The organism is Cellulomonas sp. P2_F12, assembly GCF_056403775.1.
The window spans coordinates 82,652-100,654 of the sequence record NZ_JBFUEV010000002.1; the positions used below are offsets into that span (position 1 = coordinate 82,652).

Below are 18,003 nucleotides of genomic sequence, written 5' to 3' on the forward strand. Positions count from 1 at the left end.
CCCGGTAGTGTCGTCCGGGTGACTTCGACGACGACCACACCAGACCCGCGCCCCGCCTCCCCGATCGACGCGATCGCCGAGGCCTACGTGACGCAGCTCGCCACCCTCGACCCGCTGGCCGCGACCGAGATGGGCATCGCGGGCCACGACCACGAGATGACGGACCTCTCGCCGGCCGGGCTCGACGCGCTCGCGAACCTCGCCCGGACGACGCTCCAGGCGCTCGACGGCGTGTCCCCGACCGACGAGATCGACCGGATCACCCTGGCCGCCATGCAGGAGCGCCTCGGCCTGCACCTCGAGCTGCACGAGGCCGGCGAGCTGCTGCGGAACCTCAACAACATCGCGTCGCCCGTGCAGGGCCTGCGCGACGTCTTCGACCTCATGCCGACGGGCGACGTCGAGGCGTGGTCGAACATCGCGGCCCGCCTGAACGCCCTGCCCGGCGCCGTCGACGGGTACATCGAGTCCCTGCAGCTCGCCGCGAGCAACGGCGCCGTCGCCGCCGCACGCCAGGTCGAGGAGTGCGCCCGTCAGGCGGCCGAGCTGGCCGACCCGGAGACCTCGTTCTTCACCACGTTCGTCACCGGCGACGCGGTGGACTCGGTCCTCGACGAGTCCGCCGCGTGCTCGCTGGTGCGCGCCGAGCTCGAGCACGGCGCGACCGCGGCCCGTGCCGCCTACGCGACCCTCGCCGCGTTCCTCACCGACGAGCTCGCCCCGCAGGCCCCGCAGCAGGACGCCGTCGGCCGCGAGCGCTACGCCCTGTGGTCCCGCGAGTTCCTGGGCGCCACGGTCGACCTCGACGAGACGTACCGGTGGGGGCTCGAGGAGCTCGCCCGCGTCGTCGCCGAGCAGGAGGCGGTCGCCGCGCAGATCGCCGGCCCCGGCGCCTCGGTCCAGGACGCCGTCGCCCTGCTCGACCAGGACCCGACGCGCACCCTGCACGGCACCGACGCGCTCCAGGCGTGGATGCAGGAGACGTCGGACGCGGCGATCGACGCCCTCGACGGTGCGCACTTCGAGATCCCCGTGCCCGTCCTCACGCTCGAGTGCCGCATCGCGCCCACCCAGATGGGCGGCATCTACTACACCGCGCCCAGCGACGACTTCAGCCGTCCCGGTCGGATGTGGTGGTCGGTGCCGCCGGAGGTCACCACGTTCAACACGTGGCGCGAGAAGACGACGGTCTACCACGAGGGCGTCCCCGGCCATCACCTGCAGGTCGGCCAGGCCGTGTTCGAGCGCGCGACGCTGAACCGCTGGCGCCGGCTGGCGTCGTGGACCTCGGGCTACGGCGAGGGCTGGGCCCTGTACGCCGAGCGGCTCATGGCCGACCTCGGCTTCCTCGACGACCCGGGCGACCGGCTCGGCATGCTCGACGGCCAGCGCATGCGCGCCGCCCGCGTGGTGTTCGACCTGGGCGTCCACCTCGGCCTCGAGGCTCCGGAGGAGTGGGGCGGCGGCACCTGGGACGCCGACAAGGGCTGGGAGTTCCTCAAGGCCAACGTCAACATGCCCGAGGCGTTCATCCGCTTCGAGTGGAACCGGTACCTGGGCTGGCCCGGCCAGGCGCCCTCGTACAAGATCGGCCAGCGGCTCTGGGAGGAGACGCGCGACGAGGCCCGCGCCAAGGCGGAGGCCAAGGGCGAGGAGTTCTCGCTGCGTGACTTCCACGCCCGCGCGCTGGGCATGGGCGCGCTGCCGCTCGACGTGCTGAAGGCCGCGTTCGCGGGCTGACGACGAACGACGGAGGGCCGGTGGCGCGATGCCACCGGCCGTCCGTGCGTCCGGGCCCCGGACCAGGGGCGTCCCGTCAGAGGAAGGACGAGCCGTACTTGAGCACGATCGCGGCCGCCAGCAGCACGATGAGCGCGACGGTGACGAACCAGTCGTTGCCGTGGTCGACGAACCGCCGGGCCGAGCCGCCCCACGTCCCGGGGAAGTTGATCACCCGGTCCCGCACGTTGAGCCGCGTCAGCCCTGCCCACACGAGAGTGGTGGTGACGGTGATGAGCAGGCACCACGGGCACAGGGCCTTGATGACGAAGTAGGCCTCGAAGAACAGCCACCACGCGAACAGGAAGCCGACGGTGTAGATCGCCTGGGCGCCGAGCATGAACCAGCGCGGGAACCGCACCCCGCCGAGGATGGCGACCGCCACGGTGATGACCACGGACTCGGCGGCGATCCCGAGGAACGCGTTGGGGAAGAACTCGCCGAGGATGTGTGCCTGCCACGTCAGCGCGACGGCCTTGCAGTCGATGACGGAGTTGATCGAGCACCCGAGCGCGGCGTCGGGGTTGGTCGCCAGCTTCAGGGCGTCGATCGACAGCACGAACGACGCCAGCAGGCCGAGGGCCCCCGAGATGACCATCTCGATCGCCGTCCGGGTCCGCCACGACTGGGCCGGCGGCTCGAGCAGGTCGGGGTCCGGGTCGACGTACTCGTCGTCGAGTTCGTCGATCTCGATGGGGTCGCCGTCGTGCCTGTCCTTCGCCGACGACCTCGTCGCGTCACCCACAGCGCCTCCTCCTGACCTCGGGCCGGCGGTACCGCCCGCGCGCACCCGACCACCGCGCGCCCATTGTGCCCCGCCCAGCGGTGCACCTGGCCAGGACCTTCGGCCGGCCGACGAACTAGGCTCGCCCACCGTGACCCGTCTGCTGCTCGCCTCCGCCTCCCCCGCCCGCCGCGCCACCCTGCTCGCCGCCGGGATCGAGCCGCTCGTCGCGGTGTCGGGGGTCGACGAGGAGGCCGTCCTGGCCGCGGCCACCGAGCGGTTCGGCGCGCTGGACCCCGCGGACGCGGTGCTGCTGCTGGCGCAGGCGAAGGTCGAGGACGTCTCGCGGCACCTGCCGGACGAGCTCGACGACGCGGACGACCTGCTCCTGCTGGGCTGCGACTCCATGCTCGAGCTCGACGGCGAGATCTTCGGCAAGCCGGCGGACGCCGAGCAGGCCACGGCCCGGTGGCGCACGATGCGCGGCCGCTCGGGCGTGCTGCACACCGGCCACTGGCTCATGGACGAGCGGGACGTGCCCGCCATGCTGGGCGCGACGTCGTCCACGACGGTGCGGTTCGCGAACCTGTCCGACGAGGAGATCGACGCGTACGTGGCCACGGGCGAACCGCTCGCGGTGGCGGGTGCGTTCACGGTCGACGGGCTGGGCGGACCGTTCGTCGACAGGATCGAGGGCGACCACCACGGCGTGGTCGGGCTGAGCCTGCCGCTGCTGCGCGAGCTGCTGGGCGAGGTCGGTGTCAGCATCCCGAGCCTGTGGAGCCGGTCCTGACCTAGGTCCCAGGGAATCGCGTTCCCGCAGGTGAACGATCTACCTGTGGGCCAGCCCGAGAGGCCCATCGGGGCCGGGTAGGCCGGACCCGAGAGGGGCGTCCGAGGGACACTGACATGTCGATCAACTCTGTAGCGCAGAACAACCGCTTCGTCCGCATCTCCGGCTTGCTGGCGATCATCGCCGGCGCCGTGTTCCTCGTCGCGGGCGGTGTGACGTGGGGAGCAGTCTCCAGCAACCTCAAGGCCGAGAAGATCACGGTCTCGCCCGACGCGGCCCACTTCGGCGGCTCGCTCGTCGACACCCCGTGGGAGGCGTTCGCCCAGGCGGACATCATCAAGCACCACGCCCTCACGGCGACCGGCGGCCAGACGTACGCCGAGGTCTCCACCCAGGCGAAGGCGCTCGGCGACCAGCTCACCGCTGACGGTGTGTCGCCCGCCGACCAGGCCAAGGACCCCGACCTTGCCAAGCTCAACGGTCTCAAGGCCGTCGTCATGAACGGTTCGTTCCTGCGCGCGTCGCTGTTCACCTCGGTCGTCGCCTTCGGCGTCGCCGCCCTGGTGATGGGCGTCGGCGTGGTCTTCGGCCTCATCGGCTTCGCCCTGCGCCGCCTGGCGCCCGCCACGGAGCCCGTCGCCCCGATCGTCGCGCCGGCCGAGGAGAACCTCCTCGCCCGCGTCTGACAGCCCGCACGACGAGCCCGGTCCCCCAGGGGCCGGGCTCTTCTGCGTCCCCACCTTGTGGCGTTCGGACAAGCGCGCGGCCGCATGGGCGCCACCACGGCCGCGTCATCTGCGGATCCCTACAAATCAGCACCCTGGACGGTTGGCCGGATCGACAATCTTGCGGGGGCGCGGACCACGGGCGCCGGTCCGACCCGTGCCGGGCGTTACGGTGAGCCGTGCCCGCCATCTCCAAGGTCCTCATCGCCAACCGCGGTGAGATCGCCGTCCGCATCGCCCGAGCCTGTCGCGACGCCCGGATCGGCTCGGTCGCGGTCTACGCCGACACCGACCGTGAGGCCGTGCACGTCCGGATCGCCGACGAGGCCTTCGCGCTCAACGGCGCCCGCGCGGCCGAGACGTACCTCGACATCTCCAAGCTGCTCGACGTGGCCCGCCGGTCCGGCGCGGACGCCGTGCACCCCGGCTACGGGTTCCTCGCCGAGAACGCCGCGTTCGCGCAGGCCGTCCTCGACGCCGGGCTGGTGTGGATCGGTCCCCCGCCGTCGGCCATCGAGTCGCTGGGCGACAAGGTCAGCGCGCGGCACATCGCGCAGAAGGCCGGCGCCCCCCTGGTCGCGGGCACCCCGGAGCCGGTGCAGGGCGTGGACGAGATCCACGCGTTCGTCGCCGAGCACGGCCTGCCCGTCGCCATCAAGGCGGCGTTCGGCGGCGGCGGGCGCGGCCTGAAGGTCGCGCGCGAGTCCGGCGAGATCGACGAGATGTTCGAGTCGGCCACGCGCGAGGCCGTCGCGGCGTTCGGGCGCGGCGAGTGCTTCGTCGAGCGCTACCTGGACCGGCCGCGACACGTCGAGACGCAGTGCCTCGCCGACGCCCACGGCACGGTGGTCGTCGTCTCCACGCGCGACTGCTCGCTGCAGCGCCGCCACCAGAAGCTGGTCGAGGAGGCGCCCGCGCCGTTCCTCACCGAGGCCCAGCGCACCATGCTCGTCGAGTCGTCGAAGGCGATCCTGCGCGAGGCCGGCTACGTCGGCGCCGGGACCTGCGAGTTCCTGGTCGCCGCGGACGGGACCATCTCGTTCCTCGAGGTCAACACGCGCCTGCAGGTCGAGCACCCCGTCACCGAGGAGATCAGCGGCATCGACCTGGTCCGCGAGCAGCTGCGCATCGCCGCCGGTGAGCCGCTGGGCTACGACCACGTGGCGACGCGCGGCCACTCGATCGAGTTCCGGATCAACGGCGAGGACCCCGGCGCGGGCTTCCTGCCGGCCCCCGGCCGCATCAGCACGCTGCGCTTCCCCTCGGGCCCCGGGGTCCGCGTCGACTCGGGCGTGGCCGAGGGCGACAGCATCTCCGGGCTGTTCGACTCGATGATCGCCAAGGTCATCGTCACCGGCGCCGACCGGCCGCAGGCGCTCGCCCGGGCCCGGCGCGCGCTGGCGGAGCTCGAGGTGGTCGGCATCCCGACCGTCGTCCCGTTCCACCGCGCGGTGCTCGAGGCCGAGGCGTTCGCGCCGACCGACCCCGCGCAGCCGTTCTCCGTGCACACCCGCTGGATCGAGACCGAGTTCGCCGAGACGGTCGCGGCGCTGGCCCCGGCGGCGCCGCCGGAGGACGACGAGGACGACGAGCCCGCCGCCCTCGAGCGCGTGGTCGTCGAGGTCGGCGGCAAGCGGCTCGAGGTCGTGCTGCCCGCCGCGCTGGCCCTCGGTCGCGGGCCCGGCGGCGGCGCTCGCGGCTCCGCCGGTCCCGGCGCACGCCGCCCGGTCCGCCGCACGGCCCGCGCGGGCGCGAGCAGCAACGGCACCACGCTGGCGTCGCCGATGCAGGGCACCATCGTCAAGGTGGCCGTGGCGGAGGGCGCCGTGGTGGCCGAGGGCGACCTGGTCGTCGTGCTCGAGGCGATGAAGATGGAGCAGCCTCTGGTGGCGCACCGCGCCGGCACGGTGACCTCGCTGTCCGCGGGCGTGGGGTCGAGCGTCAGCGCCGGCACCGCCATCTGCGAGATCGTCGGCTGACCCCGGCGTGCCGGACGGGCCACCGCTGCACCACCGACGCCAGCCCGGCGACGGGTGGGTCGAGTGCGCCTGCGGCCGACGCCACTGGGGTCTGTACGGCGCCGCCGGCCTGCTGCTGGTCCGGCGCGACGCCGACGGCACCCCGCTCGCGGTCGTGCTGCAGCACCGCGCGACGTGGAGCGACCAGGGCGGCACGTGGGGGGTCCCCGGCGGGGCGCGGATGCCCGACGAGTCCGCCGAGGACGCGGCGCTGCGCGAGGCCGAGGAGGAGGCCGGGATCGACCGCGTCTCCGTCCGGCTCCGCGAGTCCTCGGTGCTGCGGCACCCCGACTGGTCCTACACGACCGTGATCGCGGACGAGCTGGAGCCCGTGCACCCCACGGTGACCGACGCCGAGAGCGTGGAGCTGCGCTGGGTGCCCGTCGACGAGGTCGAGACCCTGCCGCTGCTGCCCGCGTTCGCCGACGCCTGGCCCTCTCTGCGCGAGCGGCTGGTCGAGCTCGGTCGGTGACTGGCATCACAGGGCCGGGTGCTGGACCCGTGTCGCGCCCGGGCCGTCGGCGGGAGTAGTGTCACGGCCGGTGAGGTAAGCCTTTCCTCATCCGACGCCCCGCCGGGTGTCAGTCCCTGCACTCGGAAGCCGCTCCATGCTCGCCAACTACCTCATCGGTCTGCGCGAAGGTCTCGAGGCCGCGCTGGTCGTCAGCATCCTCGTCGCGTACCTGGTCAAGACCGGGCGCCGCGACCAGCTGCCGGCGCTGTGGGCCGGGGTCGGCATCGCGGTCCTCGCGTCGCTCCTGTTCGGTGCGATCCTCACGTTCGGCCCGTCGGGGCTGTCGTTCGAGGCGCAGGAGGCCATCGGCGGGACGCTCTCGATCATCGCCGTCGGCCTGGTCACGTGGATGATCTTCTGGATGGCCCGCACGGCCCGGCACATGAAGTCCGACCTGCACCACAAGCTCGACGACGCGCTCAGCGCGGGCAAGAAGGCGGTCCTCGTGGTCGCGATGCTCGCCGTCGGGCGCGAGGGCCTCGAGACCGCGCTGTTCCTGTGGGCCAGCGCCCAGGCGACCAGCGGCACCGCCGTGAACGCGAGCCCGAACCTCGGCCCGCTCATCGGCGCGGCGCTCGGCCTGGGGACCGCCGTGCTGTGCGGCTGGCTGCTGTACCGCGGCGCCCTCAAGCTCAACCTCCGCGTGTTCTTCGCCTGGACCGGCCTGTTCCTGGTGGTCGTCGCCGCGGGCGTGCTGTCGTACGGCGTGCACGACCTGCAGGAGGCCGGCATCCTGCCCGGCCTGAACAACCTGGCGTTCGACGTCTCGGCGACCGTCCCGCCCAGCAGCTGGTACGGCTCGCTGCTCAAGGGCGTCTTCAACTTCTCGCCCGCCACCACGTGGCTCCAGCTCGTCGCCTGGTTCGCCTACATCGTGCCGACCATGTACTTCTTCATCCGCATCACGTGGGGCTCCGCGCCCGCCCGCCCGTCGGCCCCCGCCGTCGCGCCGGCCGTGCGCGCGTCCGCCGCCTGACCCGCCGAGCACCCGTTCTCCGAGGAGACCCATGTCCCCCCGCACCACCGCCGTCGCCGCTGCCCTGGCCTCGCTCCTCCTTCCGCTGGTCGCGGCCTGCGTCCCCAACGACGCGTCGACGCCCGGCGCCAGCGGCAGCGCCGGCGGCCTCACGGTCACCTCGACGGACACCACGTGCGACGTGTCCGCGACCGAGGCCGCGTCGGGCACCGTGCGATTCTCCGTCACCAACGCGGGCGACGACGTCACCGAGTTCTACCTGCTCGGCGACGACGGCCTGCGGGTCGTGGCCGAGGTGGAGAACGTCGGCCCCGGGCTCTCGCGCGACCTCATCGCGCAGGTCAAGCCGGGCACGTACTACACGGCCTGCAAGCCGGGCATGGTGGGCGACGGCATCCGCGCCGAGTTCACGGTGACCGACAGCGGCGCCGAGGTGGGGCCCACGGGCGACACCGCCGACCAGCTCACGGCCGCCGAGGCGTCGTACGTCGCCTACGTCAAGGACCAGGTGGGCGCGCTCATCGCCGGCACCCAGGAGTTCGCCGACGCCTACACCGCCGGGGACGACGAGAAGGCGAAGTCGCTGTACGCCGACACGCGCGCCCACTGGGAGCGCATCGAGCCCGTCGCCGAGTCGTTCGGCGACCTCGACCCGCTGCTCGACCTGCGCGAGGCCGACGTCGAGGCGGGCACGCCGTGGAGCGGCTGGCACCTGATCGAGAAGGACCTCTGGCAGCCGGCGCCCGACGCCAACGGTGGCGTGACCTACGTGCCGCTGACCCAGGACCAGCGGGTCGCGGCCGCGGCCGACCTGGTGAAGTACACGCAGCAGCTGGTCGACGAGGTCAACGCGCCCGACTTCACCTTCGAGGCGTTCCAGATCGCGAACGGCGCCAAGGAGCTGCTCGACGAGGTCGCCACCGGCAAGGTCACCGGCGAGGAGGAGATCTGGTCGCACACGGACCTCTGGGACTTCCAGGCCAACGTCGACGGCGCCCGCGTGGGCTATGAGGTGCTGGCGGACGTCGTCGAGGCCAAGGACCCCGACCTGGCCGACACGCTGCAGACGCGGTTCACCGAGCTGGACACGCTCCTCGCAGCCCAGGGCTCGCTGGACACCGGCTTCACCTCCTACGACGCCCTCACGGACGCGCAGGTCAAGCAGCTCGCCGCTGCCGTCGACGCGCTCTCCGAGCCCCTCTCCCAGCTGACCGCCACGGTCACCGGAGCCTGATCCAAGGAGTCGCCGTGTCCGCCCCCACGGACCCGCACGACGAGCCCACCGGCTTGTCCCGACGCGCGCTGCTCGGGCTCGGCGGTGGGCTCGCCGCCGTCGGTGTCGCCGCCGGCTTCGGCGTCGGCCGTGCCACCGCGCCCGCGCCGGCCCCCGCCGCGACGGCCGCCGGCACGTACCCGTTCACCGGCGTGCACCAGGCCGGCATCGTCACCCCGGCGCAGGACCGGCTCTACCTCGCCGCGTTCGACCTGACCACGACCTCGCGCGACGAGCTGGTGGAGCTGCTGCGCCGCTGGACGACCGTCGCCGCGCGGCTGACCCAGGGGCTCGGGGCAGGCCCGTACGGTCCCGCGTCCGGGCCGTACGACGCGCCGCCCGACGACACCGGCGAGGCCGCGGACCTCAGCCCGGCCGGGCTGACGATCACGTTCGGATTCGGCCGGTCCATGTTCGTCGGCACCCCGGCGCCCGACGGCACGCCCGGCGAGGACCGCTTCGGCCTGGCCGACCGGCTGCCCGGCGGCCTGGTCGACCTCCCGCACTTCGCGGCGGACGACCTCGACCCGGCCCGCAGCGACGGCGACCTCGTCGTGCAGGCGTGCGCCGACGACCCGCAGATCGCCGTGCACGCCATCCGGAACCTGTCCCGGGCCGCGTTCGGCTCCGCGACCATCCGGTGGACCCAGCTGGGGTACGGCCGGACGTCGTCGACGAGCACCGCGCAGCGCACCCCGCGCAACCTGTTCGGGTTCAAGGACGGCACGGCCAACGTCAAGGCCGAGGAGACCGCGGCACTCGAGGAGCACGTCTGGGTGCCGGTGGACGCTGCGACGGCCGACGAGACCGACTCCGCATGGCTCACGGGCGGCTCGTACCTCGTGGCGCGCCGGATCCGCATGCGCATCGAGACGTGGGACCGCACGTCGCTGGGCGAGCAGGAGGCGCTCGTCGGGCGGACCAAGGGCGTGGGCGCTCCCCTGTCCGGCGGGACCGAGTTCACCGAGCCGGACTTCACCACCGAGGGCAAGGACGGCGCCCCGCTCATCGCGGTCGACTCGCACGTCCGCCTCGCGCACCCCGAGTTCAACAAGGGCGTCCGGCTGCTGCGCCGCGGCTACAACTTCACGGACGGCAACGACGCGCTCGGCCGGCTCGACGCCGGTCTGTTCTTCCTCGCGTTCGTCCGCGACCCCCGCACGCACTTCATCCCGATGCAGACGTCGCTGTCCAGCAACGACGCCCTCATGGAGTACCTCACGCACACGGGTTCCGGCCTGTTCGCGGTGCCGCCGGGCGTGCCGGACGGGTCCCTGGTCACCGGGCCGGACGGCACGCCCGTGACGACGGACGACAGCCCGTTCGTCGGGCAGCAGCTGTTCGCCTGACCGCAGGGGTAATCTCGCGCGCGTGACGACGACGCCCGACGAGACCCCCGCCCGGACGCCGCCCGACGCCGGGACCCCCACCCGCGTGTGGCTGGTCGCGCTGCTCACGGTGATGTGCCTGGAGATGGTGCGCGCCAGCGGTCCCCTGCTGGACCGCGCCTTCGCGGCGGGCACGGTGAACGCCGCGGTCACCGCGCTGGGCACCTACGCGGGCGCGGGCCTCGTGGCGGCGGTCGTCCTGGTGCTGGTCGGACGCACGTCGGGCACCCCCGACGCCCGCACGCTGCTGATCGGCGCGTCCCTGCTGGCCGTGCTGCGCGTGGTGGTCCAGGCGCTCGACGGGTTCGCGCTGGACGTGGTCGGGCTGGTCACCGTCGCCGTGTCGGTGGGGGTGCTGACCCTCGCGGTGGCCTTCGTCGCCGGCCGTCCCGCGGGTGGCCGGCAGGCCGCGACCGGGCTCGTGCTCGGCTGCGGGCTGTCCGTCGGCCTGCAGCTGGTGCTCGGCACGTGGGACGCGCTCTGGCGCGACAGCTGGACCGGCTGGGGCGTCGCCGGCCTGCTCGCCGTCGCCGTCGTCGTCACCGCCCGCGGGCTGGTCGCGTTCACCACCCCCGAGTCGGAGGCCACGGGCCGGCCGCGCAGGCTCTGGGCGCTCGGGCTGTTCCTCGCGCTGGCCGCGATGATCGTCGCCAACCCCGCGTTCGTCGCGTCGCAGTCCGGGGTGGCGCTCGGGTGGGCCGGGCTCGTGGTGGTCGTCGCGAACGCGCTGGGCGCGTGGAGCCTGCTGCGGCCCAACCCGTGGTCGGCGGGCGTGCGCGTCGGGGCCGCGGTGCTGCTCGTGGTCGGCGTCGCCTGCGCGCTGTGGCTCACCGGGATCGGCGCGCTCGTCGCCGTGGTCGTGCTCCAGCTGTCCGTCGGGATCGTGCTGTCGGCCGCCCTGAGCGCCCACCGTCCAGCTCCCCGCGGGATCCCGCGAACTGGCGCCGCGACGCTCGTCGTCGGCCTCGGCACCATCGGGCCGCTGCTGCTCTACATGCTCGACTACGACGTCCCGCTGCCGGTCGACAACGTCTGGGTCGTGGTGCTCGCCGCGCTCGGGCTCGCGCTCTCGGGGCTGCGGCGGCGCACGCCCGGGGCCGACCCGGCGCTGACCAGCCCCGACCGGCTGCCCGCCCGCCTGAGCTCCGTGCGCCTGCTGATCCTGCCGGCGATCGTGCTGGCGCTCCTCGGCCTGATCCCGTCGACCACGAGCACCACCGGCTCCGCCGTCCCTGCTCAGGCGGCCGGCGACGACCTCACGCTGGTGGACTGGAACCTGCACTACGGCGTCTCGCCGAGCACCGCCGTGGACCTGGAGGGCATCGCCGCGACCATCGAGTCGCAGCACCCGGACGTGGTCACGCTGCAGGAGGTCGAGCGCGGCTGGATCTTCGGCGGCGGCGCCGACATGGCCACGTGGCTCGCGCACCGGCTCGGCATGACCATCCACTTCGCGCCGGCGGCCGACCACCAGTTCGGCAACGCCGTGCTCGCGCGGTCGGCGCTCACCGACGCCGTCGTCCAGCGGCTGCCCTACGGCGCCGGGCCGCAGAGCCGCTCGGCTCTGTCCACCACGCTGACCACCGCCTCCGGCGCCGAGGTGCGGGTCACGTCGATCCACCTGCAGCACCGCGAGTCGAACACCCCCACCCGGCTGGAGCAGCTCGACGCGTTCACGGCCGTGCCCGTGACCCCGCCCGCCGTCCTGGCCGGGGACCTCAACGCCGAGCCGGGGTCGCCCGAGATCCAGCTGCTGGAGTCCGCCGGCTGGGTCCCGGCGGAGTCGTCGCTGCTCACCTCGCCGTCGCTCGATCCCACGGCCAAGATCGACTGGGTCCTCGGGCAGGGCGTGACGTTCGGTCACGTGGACGCGCTGGACGACGCCGGTCAGTCGGACCACGTCCCGCTCGTCGCGCACTTCTCGGTCGCCGGCTGATCAGGTTGTCGCCCGGACGGTCCCGGGGGACGCTCGATCCATGACGCCCCGGCAGCCCCTGCCCTCCCGCCCGGTCGCCGACCCCGGAGCGGTCGTCGTCGGACCCCACTACCGGATCACGGTGCTGACTGACGGGCTGGTGCGGCTGGAGCACTCCCCCGACGGGACCTTCGAGGACCGGGCGTCGACGTTCGCGCTGAACCGGTCGCTGCCGGTGCCGTCGTTCCGGGTGCGGGAGTCGGAGTCCCATGTCGAGGTGCTCACCGACCGGTTCCACCTCGTCTACGACCGCCGACCGTTCAGCACCAGCGGGCTGAGCGTCTCGGTGCTCGGCGGGATCAGCTCCTACCACTCGGTGTGGCGGTTCGGCTCCGACGAACCCGGTCTCGGCGGAACCGCGCGCACTCTCGACCTGGCCGACGGCGCCATCCCGCTGGAGCCCGGCGTCGTGTCCCGACAAGGCTTCGCGGTGCTCGACGACTCCCGCTCGATGGTGTTCGACGACGACGGCTGGGTGTCCCCCCGCGACGGCTCGCGGACCGACCTCTACGTCTTCGCGTACGGCCTCGACCACCACGAGGCCCTCCAGGCGTTCTACACCGTCTCCGGTCCGACGCCAGTGCTCCCCCGGTTCGCGCTGGGCAACTGGTGGAGCCGGTTCCACCGGTACACGGCCGACAGCTACTCGGCGCTGCTCGACCGCTTCGACGCCGAGGGCATCCCGTTCTCCGTCGCGGTCATCGACATGGACTGGCACGTCACCGACATCGACCCCGCGCTGGGCAGCGGCTGGACCGGCTACACCTGGAACCGGTTGCTGTTCCCCGACCCGGCGAAGTTCCTGGCGTCGCTGCACGAGCGCGGCCTGCGCGTGACCCTCAACGTGCACCCGGCCGACGGCGTCCGCACGCACGAGGACGCGTACCCCGCCATGGCCGCCGCGCTCGGGGTCACGGACGGCGACCCGATCGCGTTCGACGTCACCGACAGGGCGTTCGTCGACGCCTACTTCGACGTGCTGCACCGCGGCCTCGAGGACGACGGGGTCGACTTCTGGTGGCTCGACTGGCAGTCCGGGCCGCACTCCCGGCTCGCCGGCATCGACCCCCTGTGGATGCTCAACCACTTCCACTTCCTCGACAGCGCCCGTGACGGCCGCACGCCCCTGACGTTCTCGCGCTACGCCGGTCCCGGCAGCCACCGCTATCCCGTCGGGTTCAGCGGGGACACCGTCATCTCGTGGGCCTCGCTGGCGTTCCAGCCGTTCTTCACCGCGACCGCGTCGAACATCGGCTACGGCTGGTGGAGCCACGACATCGGCGGCCACATGTTCGGCGGCAAGGACGACGAGCTGGCCACCCGCTGGCTCCAGCTCGGGGTCTTCTCCCCGATCCTGCGGCTGCACTCGGGGGCCAACCCGTTCACGGCGAAGGAGCCGTGGACCTTCTCCCCGGAGGCCCGCGGGGTGATGACGTCGCACCTGCGCCTGCGCCACCGGCTCGTGCCGTACCTGCACACCATGAACCACCGGGCTTCTCGTGATGGACGCCCCCTGGTCGAGCCGCTGTACCACCGGTGGCCGTCGGTTCCCGAGGCCTACGACCAGCCCCACCAGTTCCTGTTCGGCACCTCCCTGCTGGTCGCACCCCTGACCACCCCGGCCGACACCCGCACGCGCCTGGCCTCGGTCCGGGCCTGGCTCCCCGCCGGCACGTGGGTCGACGTCTTCACCGGCCTGGTCTACGACGGCGGCCGCGAGCTGCTGCTGCACCGCGACCTGTCCACGATCCCCGTGCTCGCGCCCGCCGGGGCCCTGGTCCCGCTGGACGGGGCCACCGTCCCCGGCAACGAGCCCGTGAACCCGTCGTCGCTCGAGGTGCTGGTGGTCGTCGGCGCCGACGGGTCCTTCACGCTGGCGGAGGACGACTCGTCGGGCGTCACCTCGACGCCTCTGGGCTTCGCGCAGGCCACCGGCACGTTCTCGGCGGGTCCGGCCACCGGCTCGCGCGACTGCCTGCCCCCGGCGCGCACGTGGACCGTGACGTTCCTCGCGTACGACGGCTCCCCGACCGCCTCCGTCGACGGCGTCGCCGCGGACGGTTCCCTGCGCCGCACCGACGACCGGGTCTCGCTCACCGTCGAGGACGTCCCCGTCGGCGCGACGTTCACGGTCACCGTCGGCGACGACCCGCAGCTCGCGCCGAACGACGTGCCCGCCCGCCTGTTCGCGCTGCTGGACCGGGCGCAGATCAGCTACGACCTGAAGACCCGCGTGCAGTCGATCGCGACGTCCGACTCCCCGCTCTCGGTCCGCGTCAGCCATCTGCAGGCCCTGGAGCTGGACGCCCCGCTCTCGGCCGCGGTCAACGAGCTGCTCCTGGCCCGCCCCTGACCCGGCGACGAGCATGTGGTTGTCGCCGCCATCCGCCCGGATGAGAGCGACAAGCACATGCTCGCGGCGGCTGCTCGACGGACCAGCGGTCAGACGAGGTGCTGCACCAGCGTGCCGACGCCGTCCTCCAGCGTGACCTCCGCCAGAGCCCCGTTGACCAGCGCGAGCTGGGGCGGGACGTGCCCGATGTCGAGGTCGTACAGCACCGGGAGGCCGAGCGGACCGAGGGCGTCCCGCACGGCGTCGAGCTGGGAGAACCCCGGCGACCCAGGCGCCGAGGTGCGGCCGACCAGCACCGCGTTCGCCCGGTCGAACCACCCGGCGAGGCGCAGGTGGTGGAGCATGCGGCCGGCGCTGAAGGCGTCGACCTCCGCGACCTCGACGTAGACCAGCAGCCCCTCGGGTGCGTGCCGGTCCGCGAACCCCGCGACGTCGCCGTACGGCGTGCCCGGCAGCATCGAGATCGTCTCCAGACAGCCGCCGATCAGCCGGCCCCGCAGCGTCCCGCCGTCGTCGCCGGCCAGTCGTCGCCAGCGCGCGGGACGCGTCAGCACCTGCAGCGTCGCGTCCGGCTCCGCCCGGAAGTCCGGCCACGACTCCTGGGCCAGGCCCGCGGCGCCCTGCACGACCGTGGCACCGGGGGCCGCCGACGCGAGGTCGAGCCAGTGCCGCAGCGGGTCGGGCACGACGAACGGGGTGTCCATCAGCGCCGGTCCGTGGAGGGTGGCCGTGCCGGTCACGAGCGTGATCGGCAGCAGCAGCGTGCTCGTGTCCGAGTAGCCGACGAACCACGTCGCGGCGGACCGGGCGATCGCGTCGAGGTCGAGCAACGGCAGCAGGTCGATCGCCAGCTCACCGCCCCACGGCGGCACGACGGCGCGGACGCGTGGGTCGGTGAGCATCGCCGTGAGCTCCGCGGCCCGCTCGGCGGCCGGCGCGCTCGTCGGGCCGGTGCCGTCCATGCACCGCCCGACCTCGACCTCGAACCCCCGCCGCCGAAGGTCCGCGACGCAGAACTCGAGGCGCGGGCGCAGGTCGTCGGGCACGCCCGCCGACGGGGACGTGACGCCGATGACGTCGCCGCGCTGCAGCGGCGCCGGGTAGCGCACGAGGGGTCAGTCCTCGGACCGGTGGTGCAGGATGCGGGCCACCTCGGCGATCGTGCCGGACATCGACGGGTACACGGTCGCGGTCTCGGCCAGCTGGTCGGTGGTCAGTCGGTGCGTCACCGCCAGGGTCAGCGGGTAGATCGACTCGCTGGCGCGGGGGCCGACGACGACCGCGCCGAGCACGGTGCCGGTGGCCGAGTGGGCGAAGATCTTGATGAACCCGTCGCGGACGCCCAGCATCTTGGCGCGGGGGTTGCGGGCCAGGGGCAGCATGCTGACCGAGTACTTCACGCTCTGCGCCTGCAGCTGGGCCTCCGACGACCCGACCGTCGCGATCTCGGGCGACGTGAAGATGTTCGCGGAGACGCCGCGGAGCGTCAGCGGCTTCACGGCGTCGCCGAGCGCGTGCGCCATCGCGAGCCGGCCCTGCATCGCGGCGACGGACGCCAGCGGGAGCACCCCGGTCACGTCACCGGCCGCGTAGACGCCACGGACGTTGGTGCGCGACACCTTGTCCACCTCGATGTGCCCGGACGCGGTCAGCCGGACGCCGGCCTCCTCGAGGCCGAGTCCCGCCGTGGTGGGGATGGAGCCGACGGCGAAGAGCACGTGCGACCCCTCGATGACGCGGCCGTCGGACAGGGTCACCTCGACGCCGTCGGCGGTGCGCTTGGCGCCCGCCGCCCGCGACTGGGACATCACCGTCATGCCGCGGGTCTTGAACACGTCCTCGAGCAGCTGGGCGGCGTCCGCGTCCTCGCCGGGCAGCACGCGCTCGCGGCTGGACACGAGCACCACGTCGGCTCCCAGCGACGTGTAGGCGCCGGCGAACTCGGCACCCGTGACGCCCGAGCCGACGACGATGAGCCGCTTGGGCAGCGCGTTGAGGTCGTACAGCTGGGTCCACGTGAGGATCCGCTCCCCGTCGGGCCGCGCCTCGGGCAGCGCACGCGGGGTCGCGCCGGTGGCGACGAGCACGACGTCGGCGTCGAGCGTGAGGTCCTCGACGCCCTGGGGGGTGGTCACGACGACGCGGGACGGCCCGTCGAGGTGGCCGTGCCCGAGGATGATCTTCACGCCCTCGCGCTCGAGGCGGGACCGGATGTCCGCGGACTGCGCGGCCGCGAGCGCCTTGACGCGCGTGTTGACGGCGGCGAGGTCGATGCGGTGCCGCAGGTCGTCGAGGGTGCCGCCGACCGCGCTGGACAGCGCCGTGCCGTCGAGCCGGATGCCCAGCTCGGGCGCGCGGTCCGCGATGGTCATCCACTCGGCGGTGGCAATGAGCGTCTTGGACGGGACCACGTCGGTCAGGACCGCAGCGCCACCCATGCCGGCGGCCTCGACCACGGTGACGTCGGCGCCGAGGCGACGGCCGACGAGGGCCGCCTCGTAGCCGCCGGGGCCGCCGCCGACGATGACGACGCGGGGGGCGGGCGATGTCGGCGCGGGGGTGCTCACGGACACCCATTCTGCCGGTCCGGGCGCGCACGGCCAGGCGGATCGTCCGCGTTAACCTCGGACCATGAGCGACGTCACACCCCTCCCCGACCTCGACGACCCCGCCACCGACCCGTTCGAGGTCGCCCGCGCCGCCGCCGCGTACATCGCGCAGGCGACCGGCGTCGAGCGCCACGACGTGCTCCTCGTGCTCGGTTCGGGCTGGGGCGGCGCGGCGGACCTGCTGGGCGAGACGGTCGCGGAGGTGCCCAGCCACGAGATCCCCGGCTTCTCGGCCCCGGCGGTCGCCGGCCACGGCGCGACCACCCGGTCCATCCGGATCGAGGGCACCGACCGGCACGCGCTCGTCCTGGGCTCGCGCACCCACCTGTACGAGGGCCGCGGCGTGCGGCGCGTCGTGCACGGTGTCCGGACGGCCGCCGCGGCGGGCGCGTCGACGGTCGTCCTCACGAACGGCTGCGGCGGCCTCAACCCCGCGTGGAAGCCCGGCACGCCGGTGCTCATCAGCGACCACCTCAACCTCACGGCCACGTCACCGCTCGAGGGAGCGACGTTCGTGGACCTCACGGACCTGTACTCGCCACGCCTGCGCGCGCTGGCCCGCGAGGTCGACCCGACGCTCGACGAGGGCGTCTACGTGCAGTTCCCCGGGCCGCACTACGAGACGCCGGCCGAGGTGCAGATGGCCGGGATCCTCGGCGGTCACCTGGTCGGCATGTCGACCACGCTCGAGGCGATCGCGGCGCGGCACGCGGGGCTCGAGATCCTCGGCATCTCGCTGATGACCAACCTCGGCGCGGGCATCAGCGCCGAGCCGCTGTCGCACGCGGAGGTGCTCGAGGCGGGCCGCGCCGCCGGTCCCCGCATCAGCGCCCTCCTGGCGCAGATCGTCCGCAGGCTCTAGGGGAGCGCGCACCG

At 73.5% G+C, this 18,003-nt stretch carries 14 protein-coding genes; 11 read left to right on the forward strand and 3 right to left on the reverse strand.

The window, feature by feature from the left end; genetic code table 11:
* Nucleotides 1-18 precede the first annotated feature (18 nt).
* Complete coding sequence (locus tag AC1DWH_RS05245; RefSeq protein ID WP_477092788.1) at nucleotides 19-1,740, forward strand: DUF885 domain-containing protein; 1,722 nt, start codon at nucleotides 19-21, stop codon at nucleotides 1,738-1,740.
* 76 nt (nucleotides 1,741-1,816) lie between these two features.
* Here the strand turns inward: AC1DWH_RS05245 and AC1DWH_RS05250 are convergent, their stop codons facing one another.
* On the reverse strand, nucleotides 1,817-2,524 hold the full coding sequence (locus tag AC1DWH_RS05250; protein ID WP_477092789.1) for a vitamin K epoxide reductase family protein: 708 nt from the start codon (nucleotides 2,522-2,524) through the stop codon (nucleotides 1,817-1,819).
* 130 nt (nucleotides 2,525-2,654) lie between these two features.
* Here AC1DWH_RS05250 and AC1DWH_RS05255 point away from each other — a divergent pair, with 130 nt between their 5' ends.
* The 9 genes from AC1DWH_RS05255 (at nucleotide 2,655) to AC1DWH_RS05295 (ending at nucleotide 14,518) form a co-directional block, all read left to right on the forward strand.
* A complete protein-coding gene (locus AC1DWH_RS05255; protein ID WP_456845643.1) occupies nucleotides 2,655-3,296 on the forward strand; it encodes a nucleoside triphosphate pyrophosphatase in 642 nt (213 codons plus the stop codon).
* A gap of 116 nt (nucleotides 3,297-3,412) precedes the next feature.
* Entirely contained in the window at nucleotides 3,413-3,982 is a 570-nt protein-coding gene (locus AC1DWH_RS05260; protein ID WP_477092790.1) for an aromatic ring-opening dioxygenase LigA, read from the forward strand.
* 218 nt (nucleotides 3,983-4,200) lie between these two features.
* The gene (locus AC1DWH_RS05265) at nucleotides 4,201-6,000 is read left to right on the forward strand and encodes an acetyl/propionyl/methylcrotonyl-CoA carboxylase subunit alpha (protein ID WP_477092791.1); all 1,800 of its coding nucleotides are present in this window, start codon (nucleotides 4,201-4,203) and stop codon (nucleotides 5,998-6,000) included.
* 7 nt (nucleotides 6,001-6,007) lie between these two features.
* Nucleotides 6,008-6,511, forward strand: a complete 504-nt coding sequence (locus AC1DWH_RS05270) for an NUDIX domain-containing protein (protein ID WP_456847533.1) — start codon at nucleotides 6,008-6,010, stop codon at nucleotides 6,509-6,511.
* Between the two features lie 136 nt (nucleotides 6,512-6,647).
* Nucleotides 6,648-7,529: an iron uptake transporter permease EfeU gene (efeU, locus tag AC1DWH_RS05275; protein ID WP_456847534.1), complete on the forward strand. Its 882-nt coding sequence runs from the start codon at nucleotides 6,648-6,650 to the stop codon at nucleotides 7,527-7,529.
* Between the two features lie 31 nt (nucleotides 7,530-7,560).
* On the forward strand, nucleotides 7,561-8,763 hold the full coding sequence (efeO, locus tag AC1DWH_RS05280; protein ID WP_477092792.1) for an iron uptake system protein EfeO: 1,203 nt from the start codon (nucleotides 7,561-7,563) through the stop codon (nucleotides 8,761-8,763).
* Nucleotides 8,764-8,777: 14 nt separating this feature from the next.
* A complete protein-coding gene (efeB, locus tag AC1DWH_RS05285; RefSeq protein ID WP_477092793.1) occupies nucleotides 8,778-10,151 on the forward strand; it encodes an iron uptake transporter deferrochelatase/peroxidase subunit in 1,374 nt (457 codons plus the stop codon).
* A gap of 22 nt (nucleotides 10,152-10,173) precedes the next feature.
* Nucleotides 10,174-12,126 (forward strand): endonuclease/exonuclease/phosphatase family protein, encoded by a 1,953-nt coding sequence (locus AC1DWH_RS05290; protein WP_477092794.1) that lies wholly within the window; start codon nucleotides 10,174-10,176, stop codon nucleotides 12,124-12,126.
* 40 nt (nucleotides 12,127-12,166) lie between these two features.
* Nucleotides 12,167-14,518 (forward strand): glycoside hydrolase family 31 protein, encoded by a 2,352-nt coding sequence (locus tag AC1DWH_RS05295; protein WP_477092795.1) that lies wholly within the window; start codon nucleotides 12,167-12,169, stop codon nucleotides 14,516-14,518.
* Between the two features lie 89 nt (nucleotides 14,519-14,607).
* Here the strand turns inward: AC1DWH_RS05295 and AC1DWH_RS05300 are convergent, their stop codons facing one another.
* Both AC1DWH_RS05300 and AC1DWH_RS05305 read right to left on the reverse strand, forming a co-directional pair.
* On the reverse strand, nucleotides 14,608-15,627 hold the full coding sequence (locus tag AC1DWH_RS05300) for a S66 family peptidase (protein ID WP_477092796.1): 1,020 nt from the start codon (nucleotides 15,625-15,627) through the stop codon (nucleotides 14,608-14,610).
* A 6-nt stretch (nucleotides 15,628-15,633) separates the two neighbouring features.
* Nucleotides 15,634-17,085, reverse strand: coding sequence for an NAD(P)H-quinone dehydrogenase (locus AC1DWH_RS05305; protein WP_477092797.1), 1,452 nt, complete (start codon nucleotides 17,083-17,085; stop codon nucleotides 15,634-15,636).
* Nucleotides 17,086-17,149: 64 nt separating this feature from the next.
* Between AC1DWH_RS05305 and AC1DWH_RS05310 the strand changes: the two genes are divergently transcribed.
* Nucleotides 17,150-17,989, forward strand: coding sequence for a purine-nucleoside phosphorylase (locus AC1DWH_RS05310; RefSeq protein WP_456844095.1), 840 nt, complete (start codon nucleotides 17,150-17,152; stop codon nucleotides 17,987-17,989).
* Nucleotides 17,990-18,003: the final 14 nt, after the last annotated feature.

Coding starts and splice junctions, on each gene's coding strand:
- AC1DWH_RS05295 (WP_477092795.1), top strand. CDS start 12,167: ATGACGCCCCGGCAGCCCCTGCCCTCCCGCCCGGTCGCCGACCCCGGA.
- AC1DWH_RS05260 (WP_477092790.1), top strand. CDS start 3,413: ATGTCGATCAACTCTGTAGCGCAGAACAACCGCTTCGTCCGCATCTCC.
- efeU (WP_456847534.1), top strand. CDS start 6,648: ATGCTCGCCAACTACCTCATCGGTCTGCGCGAAGGTCTCGAGGCCGCG.
- efeO (WP_477092792.1), top strand. CDS start 7,561: ATGTCCCCCCGCACCACCGCCGTCGCCGCTGCCCTGGCCTCGCTCCTC.
- AC1DWH_RS05310 (WP_456844095.1), top strand. CDS start 17,150: ATGAGCGACGTCACACCCCTCCCCGACCTCGACGACCCCGCCACCGAC.